Source organism: Moraxella sp. FZFQ2102 (genome assembly GCF_024137865.1).
Lineage (GTDB): Bacteria > Pseudomonadota > Gammaproteobacteria > Pseudomonadales > Moraxellaceae > Moraxella.
Window position 1 is genome coordinate 117021 of record NZ_CP099960.1, and the last position, 22233, is coordinate 139253.

The following is a 22233-nucleotide window of genomic DNA, read 5'->3' on the forward strand; positions in this document are numbered from 1 at the left end:
AAACGATGAAAATTTTACTTTTAGGTAAAAATGGTCAAGTTGGCTTTGAATTAGACAGAAGTTTACAACCTTTAGGGCAAGTCTATGCCCTAGACCGCCATAGCAATGCCGATGGTTTATGTGGCGATGTGGCGAATTTTAATGCGATGACACACGTATTTCAGCAAATTCGCCCTGATATTGTGGTTAATGCAACAGCCTATACTGCGGTTGATAAGGCCGAAACTGATACTGTGCAAACAGAGTTAATTAACCATTTGGCTGTAAAACATTTGGCAGAATTAGCAAAACAACATCAAGCCCTATTGATACATTATTCAACCGATTATGTGTTTGATGGTACAGGCGAAATTGCTTGGACAGAAGAAGATAGCGCGGGCCCTATCAATGTGTATGGACAAACCAAGCGTCAAGGCGAACTTGCACTTGAGCAAAGCGGAGCAAATTTTATTAACCTTCGCACCAGTTGGGTCTATGGCACACATGGCAATAATTTTATCAAAACCATGTTAAAACTGGGGGCAAGCCGTGAAACACTTGGAATTATTGCTGACCAAATTGGTAGTCCAACAGGGGCAAGTTTGATTGCAGACATTACCGCTCAAATCATTCGCCAATATCAGCTAAATCCAGCCAGTATTGAGATGGGGCATTACCATCTTGCACCACAAGGCGAATGTTCATGGTATGACTATGCCAAGTTTATTTTTGACGTGGCTCGTGAAATGGGAGCGGACTTAATGGTTAAACAAGTCAATGCCATTGGCACAGCGGATTACCCAACCCCTGCAAAGCGTCCACACAATTCACGACTTAATACCAGCAAATTACAACGCAATTTTTCATTACATTTACCTCATTGGCAACAAGGCGTTCGCCAAGTGCTTGGAGAACTGATTTATGACAACTAAAAACCGTAAAGGCATTATCTTGGCAGGCGGGTCAGGCACTCGCCTATACCCAATCACCATGGGAACATCAAAACAATTATTGCCAATTTATGATAAACCGATGATTTATTATCCATTATCGGTGCTGATGTTGGCAGGTATTCAAGAAATTTTGATTATTTCAACGCCTGAAGATTTACCAAATTTTGAAAAATTATTGGGAACAGGTGAAGAGATTGGCTTAAAATTATCCTACAAAGCCCAACCAAGTCCAGATGGCTTAGCTCAAGCCTTTATTTTAGGTGAAGAATTTATTGGCGATGATAATGTTTGCTTAATTTTGGGTGATAACATTTTCTACGGTCAGCATTTTAGCGAACAATTACGCCGTGCATCAGCACAGACAACAGGAGCGACCGTATTTGGCTACTATGTGAATGACCCAGAGCGTTTTGGCGTGGTAGAATTTGATAAAAATGGCAAAGCCTTAAGCATTGAAGAAAAACCTGCCGAGCCAAAATCACATTATGCCGTAACTGGACTTTATTTTTATGACAATGATGTAGTAGAAATCGCCAAAAATATCAAACCTTCGCATCGCGGTGAATTAGAAATCACTGATGTTAATAATGTGTATTTACAAAAAGATACGCTTAATGTTGAATTGCTTGGACGTGGTTTTGCTTGGCTAGATACAGGAACGCACGACTCATTGCTTGATGCAAGTCGATTTGTACAAACCATTGAGCATCGACAAGGTTTAAAAGTCGCCTGTTTAGAAGAAATTACCTATGCTAATGGTTGGATAAATGATGAACAACTATTGGCACGAGCAGAGTTTTTTAAGAAAACGGGCTACGGACAATATTTATTAAAATTACATAAATAACACAATGGTTAAGGTGCGAACATGAACGTCATAGAAACCAAAATCCCTGAACTATTGATTTTTGAACCACGTGTTTTTGCCGATGAGCGTGGTTGGTTTATGGAAAGTTTTAACCAAAATGTATTTGAAAAAGCACTGAAAGAACGTGGTTTTGATGTGCCAACCTTTGTACAAGATAACCATTCCATGTCATCAAAAGGTGTGTTGCGTGGATTGCATTATCAAACCCCACCTTATGCCCAAGGAAAATTGGTGCGTGTAGTGCAAGGTCGTGCCTTTGATGTTGCGGTGGATATTCGTAAAAACTCGCCAACCTTTGGACAATGGGTCGGTGTGGAACTAAACACAACAAACCATCGCCAATTTTGGATACCTGCAGGCTTTGCTCATGGCTTTGTTGCTTTAGAAGATAATACCCAATTTTTGTACAAAACCACAAACTTTTATCATAAAGATAGTGAGCGAAGTATCGTGTGGAATGATGAAACGATTGGCATTGATTGGCAAATTGATGGATTGATGTTAAATATCAACGAAAAGGATAGAATGGCAAGCACGCTTAATGATGCAGAACTACTTTAGAACTAATTTTTTACCAATTTAAGGAAATCCCATGCAACTGATCAAATACACCGCCGTCATCCTAGCCATCTTTACACTGACCGCCTGCGCCGCTGGTATTGGCTTTAGCCCAACAGGTAGCGTGATGGTCGGCGTCGGCAACTAATAATATTGTGGCGAATTAAAGGCTTTGGCATACTTTGATGATTGATAATCAACCAAAGCCATCTTGATATATCGCTGATTTTATGTCAATTGACAGCCCATTGGCATCATAGTATAAGCATCATAATAAGAAAATATCGTAAAGAAACTTTGTAGGAATTTTTATGAAACTACTTCCGATGAGTGCGATCATCGCAACCAGTCTAAGCTTGATGGCGTGCCAAAGTAGCACAGCATTACAAAGTAGCAAAACCACTGCCACGCCTGCCATTACCGCCGCTAAGCAAGACAGAACACAAGGCATTTATCAAACCAAACTTAACAATGGCTTGCGCGTCATCATCAAAACTGATGCTCGCGCGCCGATCGTGATGACGCAGATTTGGTACGATGTCGGCAGCAGCGATGAACCAATGGGCAAAGGCGGCATGTCGCACTTTTTGGAGCATATGATGTTCAAGGACGCCAAGGGCATCAACCATGATGATTATCAGCGGCTGATCAGTCATTTTGGCGGCACAACCAATGCTTTTACTAGTTTTGATTACACGGCGTATTATGAAAGCCTGCCTGCCAATCAGTTTCCGCTCGCGCTACAAATCGAAGCCAATCGCATGAAAAATCTACTATTGACCGCCGATGAAGCCGCAACCGAAAAACAAGTCATCAAAGAAGAACGCCGCCTACGCACCGATGACAATCCCCTTGCCAAAGCGTACGAAATCTTCAATCAGATGGCGCAGCCTGATGCTCCACAAGGTCGCCCGATTATCGGCAGTATGGATGATATTGATGGCTTGAGTTTAGAAGATTTACAAAATTGGTATCGAACTTGGTATGCGCCAAATAATGCCGTACTGGTGCTCGTCGGTGATGTCACGCCTGATCAAGCCATGCCATGGGTGCATAAATACTTCGATGCACTCACCCCATCTACCCTGCCTGAGCGTGTAAGCCTATCGCAGCCAAGCCATCGCGGCTATCAAAATGCCGCCACTGAGCAAGCTGTGCAAGTGCCGAGCCTGTTGATGGGCTTTAATGTCCCAAGCCTAGGCAGTAAGCATAATGCCCAAGATGCTTATGCGCTATCTTTATTCTCCGATGTTGCTGATGGCGGGTTGTCAGCTCGCTTCGAGACCAATCTTATTCGTAAGAAAAACTTATTAAATAGCGTCGGTATCAGCTACAGTATGGTCGGTCGCGGTGATCAACTATTCACCATCCAAGCCACACCCAAAGACGGTGTCAGCCTAGAACAAGCCGAAGCAGCAATCCTAGAAGAATTACAAAACATCAGTCAAGGTGAAATCAGCGATGATGAGCTTAAACGCGGACAGACAAACCTAGTCTCAGGCTTGATCTTTGGTAATGATAGCGTCGCCAATCAAGCGGTGAGCCTAGGCGCACTGGCAAGTCAAGGGCTGCCGATTGACACCTATGACACCCTACCTGCTAAGCTTGCCGCGATCAGTAAAGCCGATATTCAGCGTGCTGGTAAGGCGTATTTGACGCGTGATAATTTGACCACCTTATACATCGTGCCGCAAGCCAAATAATAAAAACACACGGAATATTCGCATGAAATTATTAAGTAAAATGAATCAAGTAAGCGTGGCAATCTTGGCGGTAGTGGCATTACACAGCCCAATGGTTCATGCCAATCAAGCGCATCAAACTGCCTTAACAGACACCAGTTTGACACTGGCAAGTGATAGCATTATTGACAGTATTAATCAGCTTGGAAACCTAGACTTTCAACCGCCAAGCTCGCAGCGATTTCATACCGATGATGGCGTCGCTGTGGTTTTTACACCTTTGCACCAGTTACCGATCGTCGATGTCAGCGTCAATTTCTACGCAGGCTCGGCAGCTGATGAGACAATCCGTGATGATGGCTTTGGTATCGCCAACATGACCGCCACCATGCTGACTCAAGGAGCAGGCGTGCTTGACGAAGAGGCTTTTATCGCCAAAAAAGAGATGCTTGGCATTGAGCTTGGCAGCGGCATCACCAAAGACAGTCTGTCTTTATCAATGCGCAGCTTATCCAACCCCGCCACCTTACAAAACGGCACTCAGCTTCTCACCCAAGTACTGAGCGCGCCACGCTTTGATACCGCAGTGCTTGAGCGCAACAAAACGCGACTAATCACAAGCCTAAAACAAAGCAAGCAAAACCCTGCCTATGTCGCATCACTTGCCTACACCCACGCATTGTACAGCAACCACCCTTATGGGCACGCAAGCACAGGCGATGAGCAAAGCGTCGCCGCCTTGACGCGTGATGACTTGCAAGCTTTTCAAAAGAAATTCTTAACAAAAGACAATGCACAAATCATCATCACAGGCGATCTGAGTGCAGATGGCGCAAAGCAGCTTGCCAATCAAATCGCACACAGCCTGCCAAATGGCAAATCCTATCAAGGTACTATCAGTGAGCCTGCCAAACCTACTGCACGCCACATTCACATCGATCATGACAGTAGCCAAACCCAAATCATCATCGGACATTTAGCCCCAAAAGATGACAGTAGCAGCCAAGCGCGCCAAGCTTTTAGCGATTTATCACTGGGTAATGAAATCTTGGCAGGATCGGATTTTAACGCGCGGCTGATGAATACCATCCGCGAACAAAAAGGCTATACCTATGGCATCTATGGCGGCGTGGAGCGACTACAGGCAGCGGGCAGTTATGCGATTCGCTTTTCTACCCAAGGCGATAAAGCGCGCGATGCCATCAAAGATACGCTTGATATTATTACAGATACGCTAAACAATGGCGTGACAACTGATGAGCTTGAATTGGTCAGATTGGGTAACAAAAACAGCTTTCCAGACATTTTCTCAAGCAATGCATCGATCCACAAGACCATCAGCGGTTTGGCATTCATCGGTTATCCTGATGACCATCTTGCCACGCGACTGCAGCGACTGGATAATGCCACTTTAGACTCGGTCAATCGAGCGCTCAAAGACACGGTTCATCCATCGGATTTTATCATCATTACTGTGGGTAAGATCAAACCTGATTTGAGTGATATTTTCGGCACAAATCAGTCCAAATAGTGAGAACTTGTCCGTCACGCACTGGCAGATTTTTTGTGCTATACTTGCTGACATTTTTAAGCAATCAGCAAGGATGTAGTCATGCATGAATTTTGTACTTATAATATCGCACCGACCGATCTGACCATGACGGTGCTGATGACGCCTGATATGGCGAACTTTTCGGGCAATGTGCATGGTGGTGCGATCCTAAAGCTACTTGACCAAGTGGCTTATGCCTGTGCCAGCCGGTATTCGGCAAGCTATGTGGTGACTTTGTCCGTCGATCAAGTGATTTTTAAAGAGCCAATTTATGTCGGTGAGCTGGTGACTTTTTTGGCGCGTGTCAATTATGTCGGCACAACATCGATGGAAGTCGGCATCCGCGTCGAAGCTGAAAATATCCAAACGCGCACCGTCCGCCATACCAACAGTTGCTATTTTAGCATGGTGGCTGTCGATGAAAATCGCAAACCCAAAGCCGTGCCACCCCTAGATCTGAGTGATGAGATCGCCAAGCATCGCTTCGAGATGGCGAAAAAGCGTAAAGAATTGCGCCTAGAACTACAAACACACGAATGGTAATATGACACACAATACATTAACCACCCTAAGCGTGATCGGACATACCAATGTCGGCAAGACTTCCCTACTACGCACTTTGCTGCGCGACGGCAGCTTTGGTGAAGTGGCGAACGCATCAGCCACCACGCGCCATGTCGCTGCGGTGGATATCTTGGGTGCTGATCACCGCGCCTTGATCACCTTGCACGACACCCCAGGGCTAGAAGATGCTACGGGTGTGATGGATTATCTGCAAGATCATACCGATGGGCGCGCGGATGGCGTGGAGCGACTGCAAGCATTTTTGCGCGCGGTAGTAGATAGAGATAATCGGCTTGATGGTGATTTTAGCCAAGAAGCCAAAGTTATCAAAAGCCTGATCAATGCTGACATCGCCTTATATGTCATCGATGCGCGCGAGCCTGTACTGTCCAAGTACAAAGACGAGCTTGCGATCTTGGCAAGCTCAGGCACGCCGATTTTACCTGTGTTTAATTTCATTCATCAAGGTCAAGACAATATGCCACACTGGCGCGAAATGCTCTCGCGTCGCGCGCTGCATATCGCTTGCAGCTTCGATACGGTGGCGTTTGATTTTGATAATGAAATGGCGCTATGGGCGAATCTTGCCAAGCTGCGTAATGACGATGTCAATATCATTACTTTACAAAATGAGCGCAAAGACGCTTGGCAAAATATGCTTGAACAAGGTAGCTTATTGATCGCTGATTTTCTGGTCAATGTCGCCGCCTTTAGCCAAAAAATCGATGAAGATGACGACCCTGCACCGACCTTGACACGAATGCAGAACGCCGTACACCAAGCCGAAACCATCCTGAACCACGAACTGCTCGAACTGTACCGCTTTTATCATTTGGATATCGAGCAGCAGGATGTCGGTATCGGCAGCCAAGCACAAGATCTATTCGACAGCGCGCTACTTACCCACTATGGCATTCGCACCGCAGGCGGCAGTGTCACAGGAATGCTGATCGGTGCAGGCATTGATGTGGCAACTTTGGGCGCAAGTCTTGGTCTAGGCACTGCCATCGGTGGCGTGCTTGGCGGCATTTTACCAAATACCAACGCCATCAAAGACAAAGCCATGGGTATTCAGACGCTTAGTATTGATGCACCTACTTTGACACTGCTTGCAGCGCGTGCGCAAAATCTACATCACCACCTGCGCCATCGCGGTCATGCCAGTGTCGATATCATCTCGACCAGTGGCGATACTCTACCTTGGCAAAGTGACAAACTGCCAAGTGCGCTTAAAAAAGCCCGAACCCACCCCAATTACTCAAGTCTAGATGGCGCTTATCATGATAAAACAGCACTACGCAGTGAGTTTGCTGATGCTGTGGCGGTGAAATTGATTGAGCATTTGCATTCATTGAACTGAAACTTTTTAAATTACAAACACAAAAATCCCAGCCAAATCTATCAGCTGGGATTTGTTAATTTTTATAAATTATTTTTCTAACAAATGATCAATACTGAAACGACCTGCACCATACACAGTTAATAATAAAAAGCCACCCGCTAAGCCGAAATTTTTCATAAAGTTATTGGCATCGTCCGCACCTGCATGAAACAAGATCGCTGACAAGATACAATACACCGCCATAAATACTGCGATCACGCGCGTCTGAAAGCCGAATAAAATCGCCAAACCGCCGCCCAATTCCAGCAAAATCACCAAAGGCAACAATGATGATGGCAAGCCCACCGTTCCCATGTAAGCAGCGACCGCATCATAATTGACAACCTTGCCCCAACCAGACACGAAAAACAACCACAACAGCAAAGCGCGGCATAATAAATTGACCAAATGACCTAAGTTAGTGTTTTCAAAGGCATTTTTAAAGCTTACATTGGGATTAAACATGGTGACAACTCCTTTTATTATTTTGCTGTCGATTTGATGTGTTCATTATAGTAATTTTGCGTGATGGTAAACAGCGTGCATTTGACAAAAACACTTTGCATTTTTGCAAAATTCACTCCTTCACCAAACTCAGCCGCTCGCCTTCGAATAGCTCCATATCAGGTGCTAAAGTCACCATAAAGCGATCGAAGTACAGCAGCTGTTTGACCAAGAGCGCAAAGTCTCTGGGGAAATGAATGCCGTGGCGTTTGCCGATTTCTACCATTTCAAGCATCATCGCATTTAGGCCATCATTGCCTTCTGCGCCGATTTGTACGGGCTTGGGCGGCTGACCGTAGGCATTTGGCGTGATTTTGCCAAGTATTTTTTGTAAATCATCAGCCAAGCGATCGATATCTATCTTATCCGCCCGATGCGTCATACCGATGGCGACCATCGCCTGTGCCATGCCGCGATAGTCATTGATTTGCAGGCTCTGTACCAAGCCAAAACACGCCTGCAAGCTGCTTGGAGCAATCTGCCCCATCAAGCCAAAATCTAAAAAGGCAATGCGCCCATCATTAAGCAGCATCAGATTGCCCGCGTGCAAATCAGCGTGAAACTCGCCCGTCATCATCAATGATAAAAACCAAGTGTCTAACACATCACTCATGATCTGCTTGCTGTCGCGCCCTGCTGTACCATCCCAAATCAAACTCTCATCGATCAAAGACTTGCCCATGAGTAGATCCATCACCAGCACTTTTTTGGTCGATAGCGCGTGATGTACCGTCGGTGCGGTGACTTTGTCATTACCCACTTGCTTTAGATGTGCCAAGAATTTATCAATATGCGCACTTTCGGCAAGAAAATCAGTCTCGGCAAGCATCCGCGCGCGCATCTCATCGACGATCGGCGCAAGGCTTGCTGCTTTTAAATTTGGTACAACTTTTTCCAAGGCCCAAAACGCGCCATGCAGCACGCTTAAATCGGTGTGCATAATGGTATCAACATCAGGCTTTTGCACCTTGAGCGCGACCTGCCGTCCATCAGCAAGCACCGCCTTATGCACCTGTGCGATACTTGCCGATGCCAAAGGCACAGGATCAATATAAGAAAAAATATCGCCAAGCCCACGACTGTCAGTCTCAAGCTCATCGATCAGCACCTGACGAATCTTGGCAAAAGGCACAGGCGTGGTCTGATCTAGGCAGCCTTGGAACGCCAGTACATATTCACGCGGAAAAATCGATGGTGTACTGGCAATAAACTGCCCAAGCTTGATATAAGTCACACCCATCTGCTCAAAGGCTTCGCGCAACAGCTGCGCATCCATCTTATCGCCCTTTGCCACGCGTAAGGCGGATAAGCCTGCGACACTGGCGGTTTTTTGTAGGCGTGATAAGGCATTGACACCGTGACCGAGCTGTTTTTTGGCGAAATTCAGTGGATTTTTGGGCAATAATTTTGGCATAATGGTTTAAAATTTTGATGATTTAATTGATATAAATTTATTAATTACTCAGCCGAACACACAGGACAGTTGGCATCTTGGCTAAAGCTTAGCTGTTTTAATGATAAAGTCGCGCCTTGCCACAGCAGCAATTTACCTGCAATGGGATTGACACCCCTACCAAGAAAATCCAGCGCCACTTGCGCCGCCATCGCGCCAATCACCGCCACCGTACTTGCCAAGACGCCAGAAGTCGCGCAAGTCATCTCATCACCATCATCATCGCCGAACACACAGCGATAGCAGCCTGTTTGCTCAGTATAAAGCGCGATTTGCCCAACCTGTGCGATGGCAGAAGTCGATAGCAGCGGCAAGTTTTGGCTTCTTGTGTATCGATTTAATAAATCGCGCACGGCAAAATTATCCGTACAATCAATCACCAAATCCGCCTTGCCAATCAGCTTACAGATATTGTCCGCGCTGATACGCTCGGTGATGGTAGTGATGGCGGTGTATTCATTGTGATGAGATAGTGCAGACTTTGCACAGACGGATTTGGGCTTGCCGATATCAAGGGTTGTGTATAGGCTTTGTCTTTGTAAGTTGCTGATATCGACAGCATCATCATCAATCAATGTCAGCTGCCCCACACCTGCACGCGCCAAAGTCTGCGCCACAGGACAGCCAAGTCCGCCCATGCCGACGATGATGGCGTGGCTGTTTTTTAGGCAAATTTGCGCATCGATATCCCAGTCATCGAGTAGGATTTGCCGTGAATATCGCATCAGTTCGTCATCGGATAGCGCATCAGCCGTAGTCATGATTTTTTCCGTTTTTATAATTTATTACTTAATTATTTTAATAAAAACCCATCGTCATGCGATCATTGCCGCCATAATCTTGAATGGTGGCAACTTGGGTAAAGCCTGCATCTTCAAAAATCTTACGCACCGCCGCACCTTGGTCATAGCCATGCTCAATCAATAGCGCGCCGCCTGCGTTCAAATGTGCACCTGCGCCTGTAACGATGGTCATAATATCACCAAGTCCTGCATCATCGGCGACCAGTGCGCTAATCGGCTCATGGTGAAGATCCGCCAGATGTGCATCAGTTTTATCGATATAAGGTGGATTACTGACGATGATGTCAAATCGCTCCGTAACCGCCGTGTACCAATCCGACTGTAGCAGCGTGCAGTTATCAGCGGCAAGTGATTTGGCATTGGCGCGCGCCACTTGTAATGCCCCATCAGAAAAATCCACCGCCCACACCTGCGATGATGGCAGCTCTTTTGCCAAAGTAATCGCGATACAGCCTGTACCTGTACCAAGGTCTAAAATCTTAGGCGTGCTTGCCGCCTTGTCATCATGATAAAGCCTTAGCACAGTCTCAATCAAAATCTCAGTATCAGCGCGTGGTATCAGCGTGTGTGCATTGACCGCAAAATCACGCCCCCAAAAGCCCTGAAAACCCACCAAATACGCCAATGGCTCGCCTGTCATCATGCGTGCGATGCCATCATTGAGTCGTTTCGCCTGCTCAATGCTTGGCACAAAATCGCCATCAGTGATCAAAAAACTGGACGGCTGATCAATCACCGCAAGCAGCCAGCCATTGAGCCAATGCAAAGGCAATTTGTCATTACTTATCGATGCAAACACCTGCCGAATCTCTGCGATTGACAGGTGTGTCACATCAGGTGCGCTTAAGGTTTGTGGATTTTGCACCGTCATTCACCGATTTTTGGCTGCTCGATATCGATGTGCTTATTGACCAGATAAATCAATAGCAGCACAGGAATGCCAACCAAGAAAGTAAAACCAAAGAAAAAAGCATAGCTTGTGGCATCGACGATTGCGCCTGAATAGCCACCGATCAATTTTGGCGCTAAAGTCATCAATGATGAAAACAGCGCGTATTGCACCGCAGTAAAGCGAATCGATGTCAAGGCAGACAAGAAAGCGATAAACACCGCACTGGCAAGGCCTGCCGCTAAGTTATCCACCACCACTGCCGTGTACATCATCGGCACGGTCGGCGTCATAAATAGCAGGATAAATAGCAAGTTGGTCGCGCAGGCTAAAATCGCACCCACGGTCATTGCTTTCATGATATTCATCTTCTGAGCAAGCCAGCCACCGATAAAGCCACCGCCGATACTTGCTACGACACCGACCAGTTTTACTGCATTGGCAATCTGTGTCTTGCTAAAGCCAAGATCTTGGTAGAAGATGTTTGAGATATTGCCCGCGATGACATCACTGATGCGATACAGCCCGATCAAAGCAAGCAGCAGCATCGCTTTTTTGCCATAGCGTGCAAAAAAGTCCGCCACAGGCTCAACCCAAGTTTTCATCGCCACCGCTTGAGCGACGATGCCGACTTTTACCAGTAGCCAGCCAACCACTGCAAAGGCAATAATACTGCTGATAAACTGCACACAGCCGTACAAAAACCCTGCCAGCACGCCCTCAGTCTCAGGCAACATACCACCGACAATGCGATAAGTGAAAATAAAGCCAAGCACAGACAAAATAAAGACAATCACCAAGCGAAGATAGTCGGTAGTCTCAGAAGTCATCGGCTTGATGGCGACCTTCGGCTCGCGGATCACAAGCGTCGTCACTACGCCAATCAGCATCACCGCCGCCATGATCAGATAAGTTTTTTGCCATGCGGCATAATTATACGCATCCATCGCCGAGCCGAAATAATCCGCCAAATACAACGCGCCTGCGCCCGAGACGATCATGCCGATGCGATAACCCGCCACATAAGTCGCCGATAGCGCAGGCTGCATATCCGCAGGTGCAGCTTCGATACGATACGCATCGATCACGATGTCTTGGGATGCAGACGAAAAGCCAAGTAATACCGCGCCTGCCGCCATCACCGACAGCATCGCATCGCTGCCTTGTGGATTGGTCATCGCCATCAATACTAGGGCTGCGATGATCAAAATCTGCGTGAGTAGCAGCCAGCCGCGACGACGACCCAACCAGCGCGTCAAAACAGGCAACGGCAGCGCATCGACAAGCGGCGCCCAAATGAATTTGAACGAATAACCAAGCGCTGCCCAGCTAAACATCGTCACAGTCGCGCGATCAATGCCCGCTTCACGCAGCCACAGCCCTAGGCTTGAAAACACCAGCAAAATCGGAATACCTGCCGCAAAGCCCAAAAAGGCAAGCGCCAACGCCTGCGGATTAAAATAAGCCTTGCTAAAGGCCTGCCAAGCACTCAGCTGTGCTGTTTGATCTTGTGTACCGCTCATCTGTGCCCACTTATCTATCAACCGCCAAGCCATAAACTTGCGGTAAAAAATTGATTCAAATTGTTCATTTTACCGCATTTTGGCAAAATTTTCATGATTTTCACAATTAATTGATCATCAATCTATCCTTTTTGATAAAAATTGGGTATCATGAGCAAAATTTATTTTCCTTGTTTTATCAGAGTTTTTATGGCAATCGACATCGTTATTAATCAGCGACATTTACAAATCCAATTAAAACAACTTGAAACTGTCTGGCATACGGTGGTGAATGGCTATAATCTTAGCCAAGCTGCCGAGCTATTACACACCAGTCAATCAAGCCTATCTAAGCAAATCGCTGCACTGGAAAATCAGCTTAAGACCGATGTTTTTACGCGTCAAGGCAAGCGATTGACAGGTTTGACACCGATTGGTAAGGCGTTATTGCCACACATTGAAGCGATTTTTGCTGAGATTCGTACGATTGAGAACCTAAGCCTTGATTTTAATAATGCACAAGCAGGCACGCTCACGGTCGCAACCACACACACCCAAGCGCGCTATGTACTGCCGCAGATTGTCAAAGAATTTCGCCAAAAGTTCGATAAAGTCAATCTAGTGCTACAACAAGCCGATCCTGAGACCATTGCACAGATGGTGATTCGCGGACAGGCGGATATTGGTATCGCGACCGAATCGCTGCTGAATAACGATGTGCTGCGCTGTCATCGCTATTACGACTGGTCGCATGTGGTGATTGTGCCGCGCGATCATGAATTGGCGGAGTTTGCCGATCAGATGGATGCGGTGGATTTGCCGACTTTGGCAAGCTATCCGATTGTCACTTATCATGGTGGCTTTACAGGTCGCGGGGCGATTGACCGCACTTTTGCGCAAGCAGGCTTTGCCCCTGATATTGTGCTTGCCGCGCTTGACTCAGATGTCATCAGCACCTATGTCTCAGCAGGGCTTGGTATCGGCATCATCGCAGAGATGGCATATCAGCCCAAGCATTATCCCGATTTGGTGGCGATCCCTGTCAGTTATTTTGGCAGATTTACCAGTTGGATCGCAGTGCGTGATGACAGCGAAATTCGCAAATTTGGACATGAATTTATCAAGCTGTGCCAAGCTCAATTTGACCAAAATTCTTAAAAATACATTCATAAATTTGGGCGTAATCTGCGCCCTTTTTTTATTGCTTATGATGTATGAAAAATCCCCCAAGTATAACTTAGGGGATTTTGGTGATCACGATACTGGATCGTTGAACTTATGCCAAGAACACATACGCCCAGATGGTGACGACGACGATGGCAACTAGGTTCAGCCACCAGCCGACCTTCATCATATCGCGCTGCTTGACATGACCTGTACCCATCACGATCGCGTTCGGCGGTGTCGCCACAGGCATCATAAAGGCACACGATGCACCGATACCGATGACCATGATCAGCACTTCAGGTGGCAGACCAAGCTGCACACCGATCGGTGCGAACAATGGCACAAGCAGTGCTGCCGAAGCTGTGTTACTGGTGAACTCGGTCAAGAAGATGATGAATGCAGCAATCACAAAGATAACCAATAGCGGTGATGCGCCTGACAAAGCCACTGAAATGCTTTGACCCAGTACTTCTGACGCACCAGTGTTTTTCATGATGTCAGACAGTGCGATACCACCACCGAACAGCATCAATACGCCCCAGTCGGTGTTGTCCGAGACTTGTTTCCAGCTGACCAGACCTAGCAGCAATACAGCCACTGCAGCGAATAATGCGACCACAGTATCAGGCTGTTTGAACGCGAACATCTCGCCCAATTGCTTACCAAAAATCCAGCTTAGCGCAGTGATAGCAAAAATAACCATTGTAAGGATGCGTGGCAATGTCCATTCGATTTTCTCTTGCTCAACCATCACAATTTTTTGGTTCAGCTTCGGGCGCAGTACCAGATACATCATGCCTAGCAGCAGCGGCATCATCACGAGCATCATCGGCAGACCAAAGCCCATCCACTCGCTAAAGCCAATGTCCAGCTCTTTGGCAGCAATGGCGTTCGGCGGTGAACCAACCATCGTACCCAAGCCACCGATCGATGCAGAATAAGCGATACCCAATAGCACAAAGATAAAGGTATTGCGATCTTTGGTCTCATCAACAGAAGTTAGGATACCAATGGCAAGTGGCAGCATCATCGCGGCAGTCGCGGTGTTACTGATCCACATTGACAGACCTGCAGTCACGGCAAACATCATGATCACCGCACGGCCCAAGTGACCACCTGCAAGGTTAATCAAGCCAAAAGCAATCTTGCGGTCAAGCTTTTGCACATGCAAAGTCGCCGCAAGCGCAAAGCCACCGAAGAAGACGAAAATGATCGGATCAGCAAAGCTGGTTAGGGCTTTTTTGGTGTCAAATTCTGGAATGCCGATAAAGATTGCAAGCAGCGGCACCAAGATTGCCGTCGCTGTCACATGAATGGCTTCAGTCAGCCACAAGATACCGATGAATGTCGCCAATGCCAAACCCTTGTTTGCAAGCGGCTCAAACGGCAATGCGCTCGATAGAAAATAGGCAACAATCGCTGCGATGGCAGTGATGACGATGCCTTTGATGGCGTCGTTACGCACTTTGCCTGATGGCGGCGTGCTGTTATCATCATGCTGAAAGTCGGTGCGTAATGTGAAATCCAACTCTTGTTGAGTTGTCTGTGTCATAATTCATCCTTAATACAAACCAGCTTACCGCAGCCAAATGCCAAGCAATGCGCATTCTCCACAGCAAGCAAAGGCGATAAAAAGTTACAGATACGACAAAAACTCATGGCGATCTGTCACCATAAGCCCTTTATCCTAAGTAAATTGTCCATCGCTTTGTCGCTATCATAACAAATTGTCAAGAATTTGCAACAGTTTTGTAAGCTTATAGATAAAAATCGGCAAACTATCAGCTCAAGCATTCAGCGCAAACATTGACCCAAGTGTTAAAACTTATGCCCAAACCCTTAACAAAGCCTGCAAAATTCGCTACAATGCACAACAAGTATGTTATTCACGGAATTATCATGAGCACCCCAGAGACTTTCAAAGACGCTTATCACATCTTGAAAAAAAACGCCGATCACCTTGAGCGATCGGACGAATTAGACATTGACAACTTAGTCGCCATTGTCGAAGAATCATTGGCGGCATATAAGGTTTGTCAAGCGCGCATTGATGCGGTTGAGACCGCCTTACAATCCGCCTTTACTAATGCTGAAGTTGGCGATACCAAAACTGATGCTTGATTGATAACTATAAATTTGATTTATCAGCATAAAAAGCAGGGAAGTCATCAAACCGCCCTGCTTTTTGCTAAATTTTAACCCAAGCTCACTCTTTGATTTCAAAGACCTGCTTAAGATACGCCAGATAGGTATCATCTTCGATCATCGTCTTACCAGGACTGTCGGATAATTTTGCCACTGGCTGACCATTACACGCCACAAGTTTTAACACGATATTGAGCGGCGTTACACCCATGTCATTGGTCAGATTCGTGCCGATACCAAAGCCTGTCTTAATCCGCCCTTTGAAATACTGGTGCAGATCCCACGCTTTTTGTAAGTTCAGACCATCGCTGAAAGTCAGGCCCTTGGTTTTTGGGTCGATTTTTAGCTTATGATAATGATTGATCGCCTTATCACCCCATTCATACGGATCGCCGCTGTCGTGTCGCAAGCCGTCAAACAGCTTGGCAAAGTACAAATCAAAATCACGCAAAAACGCATCCATACCGACGACATCCGTCAGCGCAATGCCAAGATCGCCGCGATATTCACGCACCCAGCACTCCAGCGCCGCTTTTTGGCTGTCGCGCAATCGCACATCAAGCGCCTGAAACGCCTGCATGAACTCGTGCGCCATCGTGCCAATCGGCGTGATGCCAAGCTTTTTGGCAAGATAGACATTCGATGTGCCACGCACAATCTCAGGACACGCCTTGGACAAAGTCTCCACCACATGATAGTGCCACACCTTACTAAATCTGCGACGCGTACCAAAATCAGCAACGACAAATGGCGTGGTCTCGTACGAACCATCTGCCATTTGTTTGGCTTGATAATCGTGCAATGCCGCGACTTTCTCATCAAGTCGTCGCTGCCCTTCTTCTAGCAATGTCTTGGTATCTAAGCGCGCATAGTACAGCTCGCTGACGATACACAGCACAAAAATCTCAAAAAACATCGCCTGAATCATCGGGCCTTCGATGTCAATGTTCAGATGCCCTTCATCATCGACCGAAACGGTGACAAAGCGGCGTTTTAATGCGAATAATTCTAAATAATCAACAAAATCAGACTTAATAAAACGAAAACTACGCAAATAATCTAATTCATCTTGACTAAAGCGTAATTGGCATAGATAGTCAAGCTGAATTTCTAAGTCTTGTTTAATTTCACTTAATGGATATACCGTGTCATCATGATTGCGGCAGCGGAAACGATACACGCCGTGCGTCTGCGGAAACTGATGCAGCATGGCTTGCAGCATGGTGAATTTGTACAAATCATTATCAAGCAATGAAGTAATAATGGGCTGTGTATTCGCGGTCGGTGCGGTCATGACCATAGCCATCCTTTTTTTATAAGAATTAAAACAGACATGATACTATAAAATGCGTCATTTTGCAGGGTTTTATAACTAAATCTTGACCATTTGTTTGAAAAATGATGAATTTAGCAAGAAAAATCATTGCATAATCGCTGGGATATGCTTATCATAAAGGCAAATTTTTGATGATTGATGCTATGGCATTTCTTTGCATTTAACCATTTTATCATCAATCAATATTGATAAAATTATTACATTTTTACTTTATAATAAAGATAACATCATGACAACCATCACCCCAAGCCAATATACTGATTTACACGCCCTTGACAGCGATACGCTAAAAATTCGCCTGCTCGCTGATGCTGAATACAGCGCCACGCATGATGCGATGCTCAGCCACACACTCTTGCGCATCGATGATAAAAAACAGGATAAATCACACCCTGACGAGCTGTGGATCGTCGAGCATCAGGATGTCTATACGCTTGGTCAAGCGGGTAAACCTGAGCACATTTTATACAAGACCGACACACCCATCATCAAAACCGATCGCGGCGGACAGGTGACATGGCATGGCAAGGGACAGCTGGTGGTTTATTGGCTATTAGATCTGCACAAATTAAGCTTTGGCGTGCGTGACCTAGTGAGCCATGCCGAGCAAGCGATCGAAGATGTGGTGAGCGATTATCTGCCTGATAGCCTAATTGCCAAGGCACGCCGCGATGCCCCAGGGGTGTATATTTATAATCATGACGGCGATATGCTGGGCAAAATCGCAAGCTTAGGCTTTAAGATCAAGCAAGGCTTTAGCTATCATGGCATCGCGATTAATCTTGTCAATGACTTATCTGCGTTCAACGCCATCAATCCGTGTGGCTATGCGGGTATGCCGATGGCAAAGCTTGAAAGCTATGGGCTGTTTGACGATAGTAAGATGGGTGAGTTTATCGAAAAATTCATCAAAAATATTGCCGCGCGTCTGTCGGGGACGGTTGCACTCAGACCACAAGATGCGATAGAATAAACAAGTTTTAAGTCATTAAAATCCAACACAACTTTTATCTTTTTTGGAGCAATCCCATGGCAGATTTTAACCAAATTCTTGACGCAGGCGATGTCGATGGCGGCGTGATCAATGTCGTGATCGAAATCCCAACTGGCTCAAACCACAAAATCGAGTGGAATCGTAAATTGGCGTGCTTTGAGCTTGACCGTGTTGAGCCTGTTGCATTTGCTAAGCCTTGCAACTACGGCTTTATTCCACAAACCTTGGACGAAGATGGCGACGAGCTGGACGCACTGGTCATCACCGAGCAGCCACTGACCACTGGTATCTTCCTACAAGCCAAAGTCATCGGCGTGATGAAGTTTGTCGATGATGGGGAAGTCGATGACAAAATCATCGTCGTACCTGCAGACGATCGCAACAATGGCAATGCTTACAACAGCCTAGAAGACCTGCCAGCACAGCTGATCAAGCAACTAGAGTTTCATTTCAATCACTACAAAGATCTGAAAAAAGCAGGCACAACCAAAGTTGAAGGTTTCTTCGGTGTCGATGTCGCCAAAGAAGTCATCAAAGAAAGCCAAAAACGCTGGAAAGAGCTGTAATTTCTGGTAGCGATGTAATGCTTAAGCCCTGAATTTTTTCAGGGCTTTTTGCTTGATAAAATTCGCTTAATTTTTATCAGATTTTGACAATTTTCTGACAAAACATGACGCATGGATGTGCTACAATTTGTCAATTTTTCCATCTTTTGTGCCACGATTTACCATCATAGCTATGTCATCATTTGCTCGCCTGCTGATTACACCTTGTCTTGCCTTGATTTTGGCAGCTTGTCAAAGCCTGCCTGAGACTGCGCATTTGCCAAAAAGCCAAACGCTCACCATCCAATCGCAGCTACTAAACCAAGTTGGGCGTGATTTGGCAGAGCCGAGCCTGCTTAATGACAGCCTAGATCAGCAAGCGGCACAATATCCCAAGCTATCAGGCTATTATCCGATCAGCAAAGGCTCGGACGCGTTCGTGTCGCGCAGCATTTTATCAGATCTAGCCACCCAGACCATCGATATTCAATACTACATTTGGCACAATGATGAAGCTGGACAGATGATGCTCAAGGATCTGTGGGAAGCGGCTGAACGCGGTGTGATGGTGCGTCTATTGCTCGATGATATGAACAGCTCAAAAGAGCTTGATCAGATTTTATTAAGATTTTCTGAACATCCAAACATTGCCGTACGCCTGATGAATCCGATGGCGCACCGCAAAATCCGCAGTGTCAATTTCATCACCGAGCCCAAGCGCATCAATGCGCGAATGCACAATAAGAGCATGACTTTTGATAATCGCATCAGCATCATCGGTGGGCGTAATATCGGTAATGAATATTTAAATAACGCCAGTGATAATAGCTTTGCCGACTTAGATGTGCTACTGGTCGGCGCGGTGGTACAAGACATCAATGACAGCTTTGAGCAGTATTGGAATTCTGATTTGGCGTATGATATTGAGACATTGGTCAAAAAAGATGATCGCAAATACAGCGAACTGCTCAATCCGATTATTAAGGATGAATTAACCCGTACTCAGACCGATGGCGAACACGCACTCCGCAGCTATCGTCTTGCGGTACAAAATTCCACCATTGGTGATGATTTGATCGCGCGTCGTGTGCCTTTTCGTTGGACACGCATTGAGCTGTATGCCGATCCTGTAGAAAAGCTTAGCAATGCTAAAGCCACTACCAACACACATTTGGTCGCACAGCTACAGAATCGACTGGGTAAGCCCAAGTCAGATTTTAGCATCATTTCATCGTATTTCGTCCCAACCAAAGATGGCGTAGAGACGCTCACCAAGCTTGCCAATCAAGGTGTAAAGGTAAGCGTTTTGACCAATTCATTTGATGCCACCGATGTCGGTGTGGTACATTCAGGCTATGCACATTGGCGCAGTCGCCTATTATCCGCTGGCGTAAAGCTGTACGAAGTCAAATCCAATGCATCAAGCGAGAAAGACAACCGCTTTTGGCGTAACAAAGTCTACGCCAGCACCACAAGCCTACACGCCAAAGCCTTTGCCGTCGATCACTCGCTTGTGTTCATCGGCTCTTATAATGTCGATCCGCGCTCTGCCAATATCAATACTGAACTTGGCGTACTTATCCGCGATCCTTTGCTCGCCAGTCAAATCCATCACGCACTACAAAATCCGCAGCTACTGCGCGGACAGGCTTATGAACTCAAACTCAACGATCGCGGTCTGCTTGAGTGGCACACGATCAATGACGGCACGCCAACTCTGTATCGCAACGAACCAAACACCAACCTAAAAGATCGCATGGGAATTGTACTGCTTGGCTTAATGCCGATTGATTGGTTGTTATAATATATCTAAATAGACAACTCATGTATATTTCACATGGCAATCTTGGTAATTTTCATGTAAACTAAGCAACAGCCATTTTGGTGGTATAATTAGTAATCATAACTTAACTATTTATCAATATCATCATGGCACTTGTCCTATCATTCATTGACATCATGTAGCTGAGTTTACCATGCCTTATGAACCGATTTTGACGCGCCAACACATCACCACCTGTCTGATTGTCAGTTTCGCTGCAGCGGTTGCCGTGTTTGATGCGGCGGTTTTTTGGTATCAGACGGAATTATTAAGCAAAATCTTTTTTGATGAGCGTCATCTGATGACTTGGCTGTCAAATTGGTACACGCTAATCATGTGTAGCGCACTTGCGATTGGGTTGCCAATTGGTGGTGTATTATTCGGCTGGTTGGGCGATCGCCTTGGGCGAAAATCCTCATTAATCTACAGCAGTGCCATCGTCAGCATCACCACCATTGGTTTGCTGTGCTTACCGACATCGCAGCATTTCGGTCATTTACCTGCTGTTATTCTAGGCGTGCTCAGATTCATTCAAGGTATCGGCTGCGGTGCGATTTTGCCCATTGCATTTGTCATCATCGCCGAGACCCTACCCACCAAGCGCATCGGCATGGGCTCAGGATTGATCCTAGCAAGTGTCGTCGGCGGTCTGATGATTTTGGGAATTTTATTAAATATTATTAATAACTCATTTAGCTTATATGAGCTTATCAGCTATGCATGGCGCATTCCCCATGCGATCTCGGCAGCTTTATCCATCATAGGCTTGTGGCTATTATCTAAGCTGTCAGAGACGCCCGTATTTTTATCAAAAAACTCTGTCGATGCACAGCAAAATGGACAACTGATCAGCCAAATTCACCTTGCTGACAGCCAATCCCTGCACAAATGTCTACCACCACCCAATCTCATCGCTGCCATCATCTTATCACTGATCGCCGCGGCGTTATTGATCCTAATCCCTGTACTGTTCTTGCCGATGTATGAGATCAGCTTTATCAGTTCAGCAAGTGCGGCGCGGTTTGGCGGTTATGTTGGGCTATTATTCATGCTGCTTGGCTGTATTTTTTATGGCGCGATGGCGGATCTGAATAATGCTGGGCGTGTGCTGATGATGGCGGGGATTTTGTTGCTGATTTTTAGCGCAGGTTTTATTTATCATGTGCAAAATGGCGGCGGTCTGGTGCTGGTATTTTTCGCCCTACTTGGCTTTGCTACAGGCTTAATCGGTGCTGTACCTGCAGTGATGACACGACTATTTCCCACCAAGCATCGCCTACGCGGTGTGGCGATCACCCTGACGATGGCTTATGCTTGTATCATCGCTTTGCTGCCTTTTGTCACTGGGCAATTTCTACTTTATACCGCCTACACGCCGCTTTTGTATGTGATGTTCATTGGTTTGGTGACGGTTTTTATCAGTTTTTATATTTACTACATTCCGCGTACCGCTCAGGATTTGAACCGCTGATAAATCTTCGCACAACAAAAAAGCAGGCACAATTGAACCGACCCCCAAATCTTAGACAAAGTTAA

General features: G+C 46.2%; 20 protein-coding genes. 13 read left to right on the forward strand and 7 right to left on the reverse strand.

Translation table 11 applies throughout. From position 1 onward, the window contains the following. The first annotated feature begins 5 nt into the window (after positions 1–5). The 7 genes from rfbD to NGM44_RS00605 all read left to right on the forward strand — a co-directional run bounded on the left by rfbD (position 6) and on the right by NGM44_RS00605 (position 7516). Positions 6–911, forward strand: a complete 906-nt coding sequence (gene rfbD / locus NGM44_RS00575) for a dTDP-4-dehydrorhamnose reductase (RefSeq protein WP_253223761.1) — start codon at positions 6–8, stop codon at positions 909–911. Then, positions 901–1779 (forward strand): glucose-1-phosphate thymidylyltransferase RfbA, encoded by an 879-nt coding sequence (gene rfbA, locus NGM44_RS00580; protein ID WP_253223762.1) that lies wholly within the window; start codon positions 901–903, stop codon positions 1777–1779. The genes rfbD and rfbA overlap by 11 nt, the downstream gene beginning before the upstream one ends. A 21-nt stretch (positions 1780–1800) precedes the next feature. After that, entirely contained in the window at positions 1801–2361 is a 561-nt protein-coding gene (gene rfbC, locus NGM44_RS00585; protein WP_253223763.1) for a dTDP-4-dehydrorhamnose 3,5-epimerase, read from the forward strand. 308 nt (positions 2362–2669) lie between these two features. Continuing rightward, positions 2670–4061, forward strand: a complete 1392-nt coding sequence (locus NGM44_RS00590; RefSeq protein WP_253223764.1) for a pitrilysin family protein — start codon at positions 2670–2672, stop codon at positions 4059–4061. Positions 4062–4083: 22 nt separating this feature from the next. Next, a complete protein-coding gene (locus tag NGM44_RS00595; protein ID WP_253223765.1) occupies positions 4084–5571 on the forward strand; it encodes a pitrilysin family protein in 1488 nt (495 codons plus the stop codon). Between the two features lie 81 nt (positions 5572–5652). Further along, positions 5653–6135 (forward strand): acyl-CoA thioesterase, encoded by a 483-nt coding sequence (locus NGM44_RS00600; RefSeq protein ID WP_253223766.1) that lies wholly within the window; start codon positions 5653–5655, stop codon positions 6133–6135. Position 6136: 1 nt separating this feature from the next. Then, positions 6137–7516: a DUF3482 domain-containing protein gene (locus tag NGM44_RS00605; protein WP_253223767.1), complete on the forward strand. Its 1380-nt coding sequence runs from the start codon at positions 6137–6139 to the stop codon at positions 7514–7516. A 69-nt stretch (positions 7517–7585) separates the two neighbouring features. On the opposite strand, the gene NGM44_RS00610 is transcribed toward NGM44_RS00605, so the two are convergent. The 5 genes from NGM44_RS00610 to NGM44_RS00630 form a co-directional block, all read right to left on the reverse strand. Then, positions 7586–8002, reverse strand: a complete 417-nt coding sequence (locus NGM44_RS00610) for a DoxX family protein (RefSeq protein ID WP_253223768.1) — start codon at positions 8000–8002, stop codon at positions 7586–7588. Between the two features lie 112 nt (positions 8003–8114). Next, entirely contained in the window at positions 8115–9455 is a 1341-nt protein-coding gene (locus NGM44_RS00615) for an AarF/ABC1/UbiB kinase family protein (RefSeq protein WP_253223769.1), read from the reverse strand. 44 nt (positions 9456–9499) lie between these two features. After that, the gene (locus NGM44_RS00620) at positions 9500–10255 is read right to left on the reverse strand and encodes a HesA/MoeB/ThiF family protein (RefSeq protein WP_253223770.1); all 756 of its coding nucleotides are present in this window, start codon (positions 10253–10255) and stop codon (positions 9500–9502) included. A 37-nt stretch (positions 10256–10292) separates the two neighbouring features. Continuing rightward, positions 10293–11162, reverse strand: coding sequence for a peptide chain release factor N(5)-glutamine methyltransferase (gene prmC / locus NGM44_RS00625; RefSeq protein WP_253223771.1), 870 nt, complete (start codon positions 11160–11162; stop codon positions 10293–10295). A 2-nt stretch (positions 11163–11164) separates the two neighbouring features. Continuing rightward, complete coding sequence (locus tag NGM44_RS00630; protein ID WP_253223772.1) at positions 11165–12709, reverse strand: MFS transporter; 1545 nt, start codon at positions 12707–12709, stop codon at positions 11165–11167. 189 nt (positions 12710–12898) lie between these two features. Between NGM44_RS00630 and NGM44_RS00635 the strand changes: the two genes are divergently transcribed. Beyond that, positions 12899–13846 (forward strand): LysR substrate-binding domain-containing protein, encoded by a 948-nt coding sequence (locus tag NGM44_RS00635; protein ID WP_253223773.1) that lies wholly within the window; start codon positions 12899–12901, stop codon positions 13844–13846. A gap of 118 nt (positions 13847–13964) precedes the next feature. Here NGM44_RS00635 and NGM44_RS00640 read toward each other — a convergent pair whose 3' ends face one another. Next, complete coding sequence (locus tag NGM44_RS00640) at positions 13965–15407, reverse strand: DASS family sodium-coupled anion symporter (protein ID WP_253223774.1); 1443 nt, start codon at positions 15405–15407, stop codon at positions 13965–13967. Between the two features lie 347 nt (positions 15408–15754). On the opposite strand from NGM44_RS00640, the gene xseB reads away from it, so the two are divergent. Continuing rightward, positions 15755–15976 carry an exodeoxyribonuclease VII small subunit gene (xseB, locus tag NGM44_RS00645; RefSeq protein ID WP_371923513.1) on the forward strand — a complete coding sequence of 74 codons (222 nt, stop codon included), beginning with the start codon at positions 15755–15757 and terminating at the stop codon, positions 15974–15976. 85 nt (positions 15977–16061) lie between these two features. Here xseB and pncB read toward each other — a convergent pair whose 3' ends face one another. Further along, positions 16062–17294: a nicotinate phosphoribosyltransferase gene (pncB, locus tag NGM44_RS00650; RefSeq protein ID WP_253223775.1), complete on the reverse strand. Its 1233-nt coding sequence runs from the start codon at positions 17292–17294 to the stop codon at positions 16062–16064. A gap of 271 nt (positions 17295–17565) precedes the next feature. On the opposite strand from pncB, the gene lipB reads away from it, so the two are divergent. From lipB to NGM44_RS00670, 4 genes are all read left to right on the forward strand, one after another. Then, the gene (gene lipB / locus NGM44_RS00655; protein ID WP_371923514.1) at positions 17566–18309 is read left to right on the forward strand and encodes a lipoyl(octanoyl) transferase LipB; all 744 of its coding nucleotides are present in this window, start codon (positions 17566–17568) and stop codon (positions 18307–18309) included. 56 nt (positions 18310–18365) lie between these two features. Further along, positions 18366–18896, forward strand: coding sequence for an inorganic diphosphatase (locus tag NGM44_RS00660; RefSeq protein WP_253223776.1), 531 nt, complete (start codon positions 18366–18368; stop codon positions 18894–18896). A 172-nt stretch (positions 18897–19068) separates the two neighbouring features. Next, positions 19069–20679 (forward strand): phospholipase D family protein, encoded by a 1611-nt coding sequence (locus tag NGM44_RS00665; protein WP_253223777.1) that lies wholly within the window; start codon positions 19069–19071, stop codon positions 20677–20679. A gap of 172 nt (positions 20680–20851) precedes the next feature. Next, positions 20852–22168 carry an MFS transporter gene (locus NGM44_RS00670; RefSeq protein WP_253223778.1) on the forward strand — a complete coding sequence of 439 codons (1317 nt, stop codon included), beginning with the start codon at positions 20852–20854 and terminating at the stop codon, positions 22166–22168. Positions 22169–22233 lie beyond the last annotated feature (65 nt).